Below are 10,296 nucleotides of genomic sequence, written 5' to 3' on the forward strand. Positions count from 1 at the left end.
GCAAGCTTCATCGCAATCGGCGGTTCGTATAAGGGGGCGTCGCTGTCGTCGCACAAAAAACGCAAGGGCCTACGAGGCCCGTCCCGAGTCGAGGCAGTCAGCGCTCGAGCGGTTCATACGCCAGATGCCCGGCCACGATCGTCGCACGCACGCGCGCAGGCAGTTCATAGCCGAGGAATGGGGTATTGTGACCCTGGCTCTTGAGCGCACGCGGTTCGACGCGCCAATACGCGTTGCGGTCGAACACGCAAATATCGGCCGCCGCGCCGGCCTCGATGCGGCCCACCGGCAGGTTCAGGACTTTCGCAGGCTCGGCCGTAATGCGGCCCAACGCGCGCGACAGAGTCAGTCCCGCTTCGTCGGCCCACTTCACAGTCAGCGACAGCAGCAACTCGAGTCCCGTCGCACCAGGCGTGGCCTCGGCGAACGGCAGCAGCTTTTCGTCGTCGTCCACGGGCGTATGCGCCGAGCAGATGGCATCGATCGTGCCGTCGGCCAGCCCGACGCGAATCGCGTCCCGGTCCCGCTGGGTCCGCAGCGGCGGATCGAGGCGGAACTGCGAATCGAAGTAGCCGATATCGACGTCGATCAAATGGATGTGGTTCGCGCTGACGTCGCACGAGACGGGCAGCCCCTCCGTCTTCGCCTCGCGCACGAGCGCCACGCCCGCGGCCGAAGACAAGTGCGACAGATGCACGCGCGCGCCCGTCGAACGCATCAGCTCGAAAATCGTATGCAAGGCAATCGTCTCGGCCGCCACCGGCACGCCCGACAAACCCATGCGCGAGGCCACCGCCCCGCTCGCCGCCACGCCGCCCTTCGCGAGACAAGCATCCTGCGGCCGCAACCAAACCGTATAGCCGTACGTGCTCGCATATTGCAGTGCGCGCAGCAGCACTTGCGTATCGACGATCGGCACATCGGCCTGCGTGAAGCCCACGCAGCCGGCTTCGGTCAATCCGACCATCTCCGTGATGACGGTGCCCTTCAAGCCCACCGTCAATGCGCCGAGCGGATGCACGTGCGCGCGGTTCAGCTTGCTGGCACGGAACTTCAGCATTTCGACGAGCCCAGGTTCATCGAGCACCGGGTCGGTGTCCGGCGGGCACGCCAACGTCGTCACGCCACCGGCGACGGCCGCCGCCATCTCCGATTCGAGCGTCGCTTTGTGTTCATAACCCGGCTCGCGCAACCGCGCGGATAGATCGACGAAACCGGGCGCCACGCACAGGCCCTTCGCGTCGATCGTCTTGTCCGCCTTGAACTCGGCAGGCGCGGCGCCGATCGCGGCGATCTTGCCGTCGGCAATGAAAACGTCCGCCCTTTGCTCGGTGCCCGCTAGCGGGTCGATGACCGTGCCGCCTTCGATATGAATCTTCATGTCCTGTGCTGCCCTTCTTGTCTTTGCGTCGCTCTGCTGTCCGCCGTTCGGCCTGCCCGCGCCGAGCGCTCCGTCGTACTCAGTGGTACTCAGCCGTGCTCATTCGTTGTTGCCGGCCACGATGCTCATCACCGCCATGCGCACGGCGATGCCGAACGTCACCTGGTTCAGGATCACCGATTGGGGGCCGTCGGCCACTTGCGAATCGATTTCCACGCCGCGGTTCATCGGGCCCGGATGCATGACGATCGCATCGGGCTTGGCGCGCGCGAGCCGCTCCGGCGTGAGCCCCCAGCTCTTGAAGTATTCCTGCGCCGAAGGCAGCAGTGCGCCACTCATGCGCTCGTTCTGCAGGCGCAGCATGATGATGACGTCGACGTCCTTCAGCCCTTCGTCGAGGTCGTGATAAACGCGCACGCCCAGTTCTTCGAGCCCGCCGGGCAGCAGCGTGCGCGGCCCGATCGCGCGCACTTCGGGCACGCCGAGCGTCGTCAGCGCATGGATGTCCGAACGTGCCACGCGCGAGTGCAGGATGTCGCCGACGATCGCCACGCGCAAATTCGTGAAGTCGCGCTTGTAGTGGCGGATGGTGTACATGTCGAGCAAGCCCTGCGTCGGGTGCGCATGGCGCCCGTCGCCCGCGTTGACGACGTGCACGTGCGGCGCGCAGTGCTCGGCGATCAAATACGGCGCCCCGCTCGACGCATGGCGCACGACGAACATGTCCGCGTGCATCGCAGACAGGTTGTTGATCGTGTCGAGCAGCGATTCGCCCTTGCTCGTCGACGAAGCATTGATGTTCAGATTCAGCACGTCGGCCGACAAGCGTTTGGCCGCGATCTCGAACGTCGTGCGCGTGCGCGTCGAGTTTTCGAAGAAGAGGTTGAAGATCGATTTGCCGCGCAAAAGCGGCACCTTCTTCACCTCGCGATCGGTCACGCTCACGAACTGCTCGGCGGTATCGAGGATATGCGTGACGATCGAGCGCGGCAGCCCTTCGATCGTCAGCAAATGCTTGAGCTCCCCGTTCTTCGTGAGTTGCGGGTTGCCCTTGAGAAAGCCGTAGCGAAAGCGCTCGGCAGGCGCGGACTCGCCGCCGTGTTCGGCACGGCCCGGGGTGACGGTATTCATGGTCGGTCTACTTTCGAACGTAGGTGACGCGGCGTGCCGGCATCGAGCTCGCACGTCGCGCCGGAAAGCTTTTGCGGCTGGCGCGTGGCACCGGTCAACACGGCTAATCGCCGCGCGCTTCGGTGCGGAACGTGAACTGCAGCGCGCTCGAGCGCTCGAGCACGAGCGTGGCGTCAGCGGAAATCTCGGCGTGCGCACCGACGAAGCGCGCTTCGATCGGCATCTCGCGGCCACTGCGCTCCGCGAGCACGGCAAGCTCGATCGCAGCGGGACGCCCGTAGTCGTACAGTTCGTTGATGGCCGCGCGCACCGTGCGGCCCGTATGCAAGACGTCGTCGACGAGCACGATCCGGCGGTCGGTCACGTCGAACGGCAGCGAGGTCGGGCTCGCTTGGCTGTGCAGCCCCTTTTTGGCGTAATCGTCGCGATGCAGCGCGACGTTCACGACACCGAAGAAGTTCGCGCCGAGATCGCTCGCAAGACGCTCGGCCAGCCAAGCGCCGCCGCTGTGGATCCCCGCCAGCACGGGGCCGTCGGCAGCCTCGAACGCAGCGCCGTAGGCCGCGCGAATCTGCGCGAGAAGCGTCGCGTAGGATGCTTCGGCATCAATGCAACTCATCGGAAAGCCCGTCCAGATATTGTTGAAGAATGATTCGCGCCGCCTCGGCATCCCGCATGTCGCCGGCCGTGCCGCGCTCGCGCATGTCGAGATCCGCCGCGACCGAGCTGTAGCGTTCGTCGACCCATGTGACGGGCAAGTTGAAACGCCCGTTCAACTGATTGCCGAACCGCTTGGCCAATTGCGTCATTTCATGCGGGGTGCCGTCGGGGTGGCACGGCAGGCCCACGACGAGCGCATCGGGCTTCCATTCGCCGATCAGCTTGCCGACGGCTTCGAAGCGAAACTCGCGATTGCGATTCGGGACGACGACGAGCGCACGGGCTTGCCCCGTCAATGCGTTGCCGATCGCCACGCCGATGCGCTTTTCGCCATAGTCGAACGCAAGCAGCGTCGCCTCACGCCCAACCGTTTTCGTCATGCGTGACCCGCATCGCCCGAGAGCATCGACGGCGTCACGCCGAGCAAGGCCAGCGCCGCTTCGAACCGGTTCTCGGCCGGAACGTCGAACACGATCTTGGGATCGGCCTCCACGGTCAGCCAGCCGTTGTGCGAGATTTCCTCCTCGAGCTGCCCCGCCCCCCAGCCCGCGTGGCCGAGCGTGAGCAAGAAGCGCTGCGGGCCATTGCCGCTCGCGACAGCTTCGAGGACGTCTTTCGAGGTCGTCATCTCGAGCCCGCCCGTCACGGCCATCGACGACGTATAGGCGCTCCCCTCCACGGGCTCGTGCAGCACGAAGCCGCGCTCGGTTTGCACCGGGCCGCCGAAGTAGACGGGAACATGGAGCAGCGGCTCGATCTCGAGCTTCAGATCGATGCGGCTGAAAAGCGATTCGAGATCGATGTCGGTCGGCCGGTTGATGACGAGGCCGAGCGCACCGCGCTCGCTGTGATCGCAAAGGTAGACCACCGTTCCCGAAAAAGTGGGATCCGCCATATTAGGCATGGCGATCAGGAACTGGTTGGTCAGGTTGATGCGATCGTTACTCTTAGGCATGGTTCGAATTTTAGCAAAGACGGTGCGTGTTGGACGCCGCGAATGCGCGCCGGCACGCAAGACCGGCCGCAAGCACGACGGACGCATCGCCCGCGCCCGCCCGCAATCGGCCGTATGTTTCCCGCACTCTATCACGCATGCCGGCCGCCAGAAGGCGCGAGCGGAAGGACCGCGGCGAGGCAAGTACGCGACCGACGAAGGGGAAGCCCGGTAGAGCTTACGAAACGGAAGATGCGGGAAGCGCCGATGCGGTTCCGGCATGGGGCGCCGCGCGCTCGATCGCTTGCGTCACCAAGGCGAGCGGCACGGCCGAATCGGGCGGCGCGACACCCGCCGCGACACGCAGCAGCATCGCGCGCAACGCTTCGGCCGCCTGTTCGACCGGGCGCCGTGCCGGCGCCGACTGCGGCGATCCTACGCGAGCCGCATAGGCATGACGGCGCCAAGCGAGGCCGAGCGCGTCGGCAAGCAGCGCGACGTGACCGAGGCCGAGCGCCTGGGCAGCGGCGCCGACCCGATAGGCCGCCTGCGCCGCATGTTCGGCAGCGGCAGGATCGTCGGCCGCGCCTTGGTCCGGGCGCGATGGGCCTGATGCAGTGAGGCCCGCGCCGCCCTGGCCCGAACCCGAGCCCGACCGCGGATCGAGCGTTTCTGCCCCGAACGCAGCGTCGGCACTGACCGCGAGCGCGACCATCGAAGCATCGGCCGTCTGGAGGAAATCCTCGTACGCCAGGACGTTCACGGACACGGCCCCGAGCTCGCGCACCACGGGCTCGCTGCCTGCCTGCGCTTCCGCCTGTGCCGCCTCTCGTTCCCAAGCAGCCTCGGAGGCCTGCGTGCCGGCGACGTGCCAGCCGACGGTCAGGCCATAATCGCCGAGCAATGCGACCGCATCGGCATCCTCGGCCGCCGCGCCGAACAGCGCGTAATCGCGCCACAACAAGGCAAGCGCAGCACGCACGAACGAGCGCGGCGCCACCTGAACGCCATGCCCCTGTTCGGCCAGCAACAGGTTGCAGCGCGCGTAGAAGCGCTTCGCCTCGGGATCGCCCGCTTGAGCACGGCCATTCTCGCGCAACGCGCGTGCGCAAGCGCCGGCCAAGCGCCATACGTCATAGGGATCCGTGCCGGCCAGCTCGGCGACGCAGGCGTCGAGCTCGTCGAGCGCCGCACCGGCCGCTTCCTGCCCTTTTAGCACGGGCAGCAAAGCCTGCTCGTAGCGCGCGCGCAAGACAGCGACCACCGATGCGGGCGTCGCGCGCAACGTGGCCGGCGCAACGGGCCGCCCGGCCAGGGCGAGATCCTCGAATCCGATCGCATAGCCTTGCGTATGGCGCGCGACCTGTGCGTTCAAGGCGCAATAGTGAGCGAACAAGGTAGGCGAACAGGCCAGTTCGCGCAGATTGCGGCGTGTCAGCGCCGCGTGAAAATCAGTGAGCGCCGCCTGAAACTGTGGCAAAAAATCGCCGTTCGCGTAAGGCGCGACGAGCACGAGCGCATCGGTGAAACGCTGCGGCGCGAGCCAGCCGGCTTGGCGCAGGGCCTGTGCCGCCCGCAGCAGCGGCCCGACGACGCCCATCTGCACACCGCTGGCCCGCCGCGCCTCGGCGAGTGCGGCTTCCGCTTCGCGGACCGCCCCACCGCGAGGATTCGGCAACGCCTCGAAGGTCGGTAGATCGTCAGATGTCATGGTGTCGTGGACGTCCGCGGGGCACGAGCCGAAAGGCCCGCGCCGCCCGCGCTTCGGTTCAGATCTGAACCATCTCGAAGTCTTCCTTGCGCGCGCCGCATTCGGGACACGTCCAATTGATCGGAACGTCTTCCCAGCGCGTACCCGGAGCAATGCCTTCTTCAGGCAGACCGGCCTCTTCGTCGTAGATCCAGCCGCAAATCAGGCACATCCAGCTTTTGTATTCCATTCTTGTATCGCGTCGAAAATCCGTTTCAAAGAGCCATGATGGTACCGTTTTTGAGGCGCGCCTGGCTAGGCTTCGGCGGCAATCCGCGGGCCATTGCGCCATATCGTGGCCGGAGGTGACGCATCGAGGCGATACCGCCGTGCGTCCCTTACCCGCCGCGGCACGAGCGCCGCAAAAGCATGACGCGATAGTGATAGTGTCATCGAGCGGCATTAGGCCGCATAATGAACCCACCGCGCAGGCGAGCCGGCCGGCCCGCCGCTCGCGGCCATCATCACCATCCTCAATTCATGCAAAGCGCAGCTCCCCCGATCGTTCTGACTTTCGGCTTGGCCGACCCCACCGGCGGCTTCGGCCTGCAGGCCGACTTGCTCACCCTGGCCAGCATGGGCTGCCACGGCGTATCCGTGCTGACGGGCTACACGGTGCGCGATTCGGTCAGTTGCGATGAAGTCACGGGGCTGGACCCCGACGTCGTCGCCACGCAGGCTCGCATGCTGCTCGAAGACATGCCGATCGCGGCCTTCAAGGTGGGCGCGGCCACCCGGGCGGAAGTGGTCAGCGCGATCGCCGAAGTGGTAGCCGACTATGACGATATCCCGCTGATCCTCGCGCCCGACTTCACGCTCGATGACGAGCACGTCTTGGCCGCCGACGAATTGCGCGAATCGATCGCCGATCTGCTCGCCCCGCAAACGACGGTCCTGATCGCCGATCAGGCGACGCTGCTCGCGCTCGCACAACCGGATGGCGACGCGGAAGCGCCGAGTCTGGACGGAGCAATTGCTCACTTGTTGTCGCAGGGTGCTGAATACGTGCTGTCGACGGAAACGGGCACGCATCGGCTCGTCAATACGCTGTTCAGCGAAGAGGGCCAACTGCGTCAGGACACGTGGGATCGGCCGCAATACAGGCTGATGGGCATCACCGATACGCTCGGGGCCGCCGTTGCCGCGTTGCTCGCGAATGGGCAGGAGCCCGCCGAAGCCGTGCGCGAGGCGCAGGAATATCTCTACCAGGCGGCGCGGCATGCGTTCCGCCCCGGCATGGGCGCCTATTTGCCCGATCGCTTCTTCTGGGCGCGCGACGATGAAGACACGCCCTCGCCGCCGCTGATCGGCGTGGATCCGATGCGGCACAAACCGTCGCGGGCTTGATTGAAGGGCGCCACCGATACTCTCTCGAATGAAGGGGCTCCAAGACTACGCGAAGACGGCTGGAATGCGTCGCGAGAGCGAAATCAGGGCTTAGAAAGGACAAAGGGCGCCGAAGCGCCCTTTCGCAGTAGCGGCAGGCTTGTCATCGCCGGATTGCCGTACTGGCTTCTTCGACGCCTGAGCGGAAGAAGTCTCGGAGGAACCTCTTTCGAGGCACGAATCTAGTGTAACACAAGGAAAGCGGCGATCTTGCACCGCCCGCGACCTAGCTGGCAACTACTGCGGGCACCGACTCCGGTAGGGCGTCAAGCCCCAGTGCATACCTCGCGCCCCGTTGAATTGCTAGGAAGTCTCCCGGCGAAACCGTCAGCGTTGAATGATAAGTGGCCCTACCGCCTCTGCGGGGCTTCGTTTTGTAGTAGTTCACGCGAGACAACGACACCGTGTACACCATGTCGCATTTGGCCCATACCTCAAGGGCTGGACTTTCGTCTGGATGAGGGTTCCGGTCCAGCTTATGATGGCATGGCAGAACCCTAGCCGGCGGCGTAGTGGATAACGGTACCACTGTTATCAGGCGGTCATTGGTTTTGCTTTTTGAGAGAACGACCACCGACCGAATCTTTACCATCTCGGGCGCGACGAAACCCGTGTAATCGCACGTCACGACGGCGCGGAGTCGCGGCTGGTAGATCAAGCCATTAGCGTTCTGTTTCAAGTTGTTCCCTTGCGCATCCCCGGATGGTAGGCACAGGCCGCTTATCGGACGAATTCCCATTAGGCGGACAGCAAAAACCCCGCATCGTGAACGCCCCCAAAAGTTGGACCAGTGTCCAGCTTTCGGGGTGCAGTTCATCGCTGCGGGGTTTTCTTCGGCTGGAGGACGCGCGTTGCGGCGTGCCCAACATGCGACTTCGGCTTGCAGCCCGGGCAAAGCGGGCCGCCGCACCGAAATTACATGTCCATGCCCATGCCGCCCATGCCGCCGGGCATACCGCCAGGCATCGGAGCATCCTTCTTCGGCAGTTCTGCAACGGCTGCGTCCGTCGTCAGCAGCAGGCCTGCCACCGAAGCGGCGTTCTGCAGTGCCGTACGCGTCACCTTCGTCGGATCCACGACGCCGGCTTCCACCAGATCGCCGTACTCTTCCGTCGCAGCGTTGAAGCCGTAGTTGCCCTTGCCGTTGGCAACGGCTGCCACGACGACACCCGCTTCCAGGCCGCCGTTCGTCACGATCTGACGCAGCGGCTCTTCCATCGCGCGCAGCACGATCTTGATGCCTGCGTCTTGATCGGCGTTCGAGCCCTTCAGGCTGTCGATTGCCGTACGAGCGCGGATCAGCGCAACGCCGCCGCCAGGAACGATGCCTTCTTCAACGGCAGCACGCGTGGCGTGCAACGCGTCTTCGACACGTGCCTTCTTTTCCTTCATTTCGACTTCGGTAGCCGCGCCGACCTTGATCACGGCCACGCCGCCAGCGAGCTTTGCAACACGCTCTTGCAGCTTTTCGCGGTCGTAGTCGGACGTCGCCTCTTCGATTTGCGTGCGGATTTGCTTCACACGCGCTTCGATGTTCTTCGCGTCGCCTGCGCCGTCGATGATCGTCGTGTTTTCCTTGCCCACTTCGATGCGCTTGGCTTGGCCGAGCTCTTGCAGCGACGCTTTTTCGAGCGTCAGGCCCGTTTCCTCGGCGATCACTTGGCCGCCCGTCAGGACCGCGATGTCTTCGAGCATCGCCTTGCGACGATCGCCGAAGCCAGGCGCCTTGACCGCAACGGTCTTCAAGATGCCGCGGATGTTGTTGACGACGAGCGTAGCCAGGGCTTCGCCTTCGACGTCTTCAGCGATGATCAGCAGCGGGCGGCCGGCCTTGGCCACTTGCTCGAGCACCGGCAGCAGATCGCGGATGTTCGAAACCTTCTTGTCGTGCAGCAGCACGAACGGGTTTTCGAGGACGGCGACTTGCTTGTCCGGGTTGTTGATGAAGTACGGCGACAGGTAGCCGCGGTCGAATTGCATGCCTTCGACGACTTCGAGTTCGTCGGCCAGCGACTTGCCGTCTTCGACGGTGATGACGCCTTCCTTGCCGACCTTGTCCATTGCTTCAGCGATGCGATCACCGATCGACGAATCGCTGTTCGCCGAGATCGAGCCGACTTGCGCGATTTCCTTGCTCGTCGTGCAGGGCTTGCTGATCTTGCGCAGCTCTTCCACGGCGGCTTGCACGGCCTTGTCGATACCGCGCTTCAGATCCATCGGGTTCATGCCCGAGGCAACGTACTTCATGCCTTCGCGGACGATCGACTGGGCCAGCACCGTAGCCGTCGTCGTGCCGTCGCCGGCGTTGTCGCTGGTCTTGGAAGCCACTTCCTTGACCATTTGCGCGCCCATGTTCTGGAGCTTGTCTTCGAGCTCGATTTCCTTGGCGACCGACACGCCATCCTTCGTGACCGTCGGGCCGCCGAAGCTGCGCTCGAGGACGACGTTGCGACCCTTCGGGCCCAGCGTGACCTTCACCGCGTTCGCAAGGATGTTCACGCCTTCAACCATCTTGGCGCGAGCGCTGTCGCCGAATACGACGTCTTTAGCTGCCATCTTGTAACTCCTTGAATTCTTTGTGAAATATCGACGTGGACGGGATTTACTTCTGAACGACCGCCATGATGTCTTCTTCGCGCATCACCAGCAGTTCCTGGCCGTCGACCTTGACGGTTTGGCCAGCGTACTTGCCGAACAGGACGCGATCGCCGACTTTGACGTCGAGTGCGATTTGGTCGCCCTTGTCGTTGCGCTTGCCCGGCCCGATCGCGAGCACTTCGCCTTGATCCGGCTTCTCGGCGACGGCGTCAGGGATCACGATGCCCGAGGCAGTCTTGGTTTCTTGATCCAAACGCTTCACGATGACGCGATCGTGCAAAGGACGAAGGTTCATGCTTACTCCTCTCTGGTTTGAGACTGAAGAACGCTGAAAATTAGGGCCGCTACGGAGCGACCCGCACGGAACTTGTTAGCACTCCTGTGCAGCGAGTGCTAATTATATGGACCGACTTTGGCAAATTCAAGGGAGGATGTGGGAGCTTTTCCCACAGTTGG

11 protein-coding genes are annotated in these 10,296 nt (G+C 64.2%); 1 reads left to right on the top strand and 10 read right to left on the bottom strand.

Annotated elements, in window-relative coordinates; translation table 11 throughout:
* Positions 1-97: 97 nt before the first annotated feature.
* From ACTHNZ_RS24490 to ACTHNZ_RS24520, 7 genes are all read right to left on the bottom strand, one after another.
* Entirely contained in the window at positions 98-1,381 is a 1,284-nt protein-coding gene (locus ACTHNZ_RS24490) for a dihydroorotase (RefSeq protein WP_440545183.1), read from the bottom strand.
* Between the two features lie 99 nt (positions 1,382-1,480).
* The gene (locus ACTHNZ_RS24495; RefSeq protein WP_440545184.1) at positions 1,481-2,512 is read right to left on the bottom strand and encodes an aspartate carbamoyltransferase catalytic subunit; all 1,032 of its coding nucleotides are present in this window, start codon (positions 2,510-2,512) and stop codon (positions 1,481-1,483) included.
* Positions 2,513-2,615: 103 nt separating this feature from the next.
* The gene (gene pyrR / locus ACTHNZ_RS24500) at positions 2,616-3,131 is read right to left on the bottom strand and encodes a bifunctional pyr operon transcriptional regulator/uracil phosphoribosyltransferase PyrR (RefSeq protein WP_440545185.1); all 516 of its coding nucleotides are present in this window, start codon (positions 3,129-3,131) and stop codon (positions 2,616-2,618) included.
* Positions 3,118-3,552: a Holliday junction resolvase RuvX gene (gene ruvX, locus ACTHNZ_RS24505; RefSeq protein WP_440545186.1), complete on the bottom strand. Its 435-nt coding sequence runs from the start codon at positions 3,550-3,552 to the stop codon at positions 3,118-3,120. Before ruvX ends, pyrR begins: the two co-directional genes overlap by 14 nt.
* Positions 3,549-4,127: a YqgE/AlgH family protein gene (locus ACTHNZ_RS24510; protein WP_440545187.1), complete on the bottom strand. Its 579-nt coding sequence runs from the start codon at positions 4,125-4,127 to the stop codon at positions 3,549-3,551. The genes ruvX and ACTHNZ_RS24510 overlap by 4 nt, the downstream gene beginning before the upstream one ends.
* 217 nt (positions 4,128-4,344) lie before the next feature.
* A complete protein-coding gene (locus tag ACTHNZ_RS24515) occupies positions 4,345-5,817 on the bottom strand; it encodes a hypothetical protein (protein ID WP_440545188.1) in 1,473 nt (490 codons plus the stop codon).
* Between the two features lie 58 nt (positions 5,818-5,875).
* The gene (locus ACTHNZ_RS24520) at positions 5,876-6,046 is read right to left on the bottom strand and encodes a rubredoxin (RefSeq protein WP_004186709.1); all 171 of its coding nucleotides are present in this window, start codon (positions 6,044-6,046) and stop codon (positions 5,876-5,878) included.
* Positions 6,047-6,336: 290 nt separating this feature from the next.
* Here ACTHNZ_RS24520 and ACTHNZ_RS24525 point away from each other — a divergent pair, with 290 nt between their 5' ends.
* The gene (locus tag ACTHNZ_RS24525; protein WP_440545189.1) at positions 6,337-7,203 is read left to right on the top strand and encodes a hydroxymethylpyrimidine/phosphomethylpyrimidine kinase; all 867 of its coding nucleotides are present in this window, start codon (positions 6,337-6,339) and stop codon (positions 7,201-7,203) included.
* Positions 7,204-7,468: 265 nt separating this feature from the next.
* Here ACTHNZ_RS24525 and ACTHNZ_RS24530 read toward each other — a convergent pair whose 3' ends face one another.
* The 3 genes from ACTHNZ_RS24530 to groES form a co-directional block, all read right to left on the bottom strand.
* Positions 7,469-8,059 carry a type II toxin-antitoxin system PemK/MazF family toxin gene (locus ACTHNZ_RS24530; RefSeq protein ID WP_440545190.1) on the bottom strand — a complete coding sequence of 197 codons (591 nt, stop codon included), beginning with the start codon at positions 8,057-8,059 and terminating at the stop codon, positions 7,469-7,471.
* Between the two features lie 98 nt (positions 8,060-8,157).
* On the bottom strand, positions 8,158-9,798 hold the full coding sequence (gene groL / locus ACTHNZ_RS24535; protein ID WP_440545191.1) for a chaperonin GroEL: 1,641 nt from the start codon (positions 9,796-9,798) through the stop codon (positions 8,158-8,160).
* A gap of 46 nt (positions 9,799-9,844) precedes the next feature.
* Positions 9,845-10,135 carry a co-chaperone GroES gene (groES, locus tag ACTHNZ_RS24540; RefSeq protein ID WP_440545192.1) on the bottom strand — a complete coding sequence of 97 codons (291 nt, stop codon included), beginning with the start codon at positions 10,133-10,135 and terminating at the stop codon, positions 9,845-9,847.
* Positions 10,136-10,296: the final 161 nt, after the last annotated feature.

Source organism: Trinickia sp., from assembly GCF_051953955.1.
Lineage (GTDB): Bacteria > Pseudomonadota > Gammaproteobacteria > Burkholderiales > Burkholderiaceae > Trinickia.

What these genes read in the sequence shown, in the direction of transcription:
- ACTHNZ_RS24495 (WP_440545184.1), bottom strand. Translation starts at nt 2,512, where the DNA reads ATGAATACCGTCACCCCGGGCCGTGCCGAACACGGCGGCGAGTCCGCG.
- ACTHNZ_RS24490 (WP_440545183.1), bottom strand. Translation starts at nt 1,381, where the DNA reads ATGAAGATTCATATCGAAGGCGGCACGGTCATCGACCCGCTAGCGGGC.
- ACTHNZ_RS24515 (WP_440545188.1), bottom strand. Translation starts at nt 5,817, where the DNA reads ATGACATCTGACGATCTACCGACCTTCGAGGCGTTGCCGAATCCTCGC.
- ACTHNZ_RS24525 (WP_440545189.1), top strand. Translation starts at nt 6,337, where the DNA reads ATGCAAAGCGCAGCTCCCCCGATCGTTCTGACTTTCGGCTTGGCCGAC.
- groES (WP_440545192.1), bottom strand. Translation starts at nt 10,135, where the DNA reads ATGAACCTTCGTCCTTTGCACGATCGCGTCATCGTGAAGCGTTTGGAT.
- ACTHNZ_RS24530 (WP_440545190.1), bottom strand. Translation starts at nt 8,059, where the DNA reads ATGAACTGCACCCCGAAAGCTGGACACTGGTCCAACTTTTGGGGGCGT.
- pyrR (WP_440545185.1), bottom strand. Translation starts at nt 3,131, where the DNA reads ATGAGTTGCATTGATGCCGAAGCATCCTACGCGACGCTTCTCGCGCAG.
- ruvX (WP_440545186.1), bottom strand. Translation starts at nt 3,552, where the DNA reads ATGACGAAAACGGTTGGGCGTGAGGCGACGCTGCTTGCGTTCGACTAT.
- ACTHNZ_RS24520 (WP_004186709.1), bottom strand. Translation starts at nt 6,046, where the DNA reads ATGGAATACAAAAGCTGGATGTGCCTGATTTGCGGCTGGATCTACGAC.
- groL (WP_440545191.1), bottom strand. Translation starts at nt 9,798, where the DNA reads ATGGCAGCTAAAGACGTCGTATTCGGCGACAGCGCTCGCGCCAAGATG.
- ACTHNZ_RS24510 (WP_440545187.1), bottom strand. Translation starts at nt 4,127, where the DNA reads ATGCCTAAGAGTAACGATCGCATCAACCTGACCAACCAGTTCCTGATC.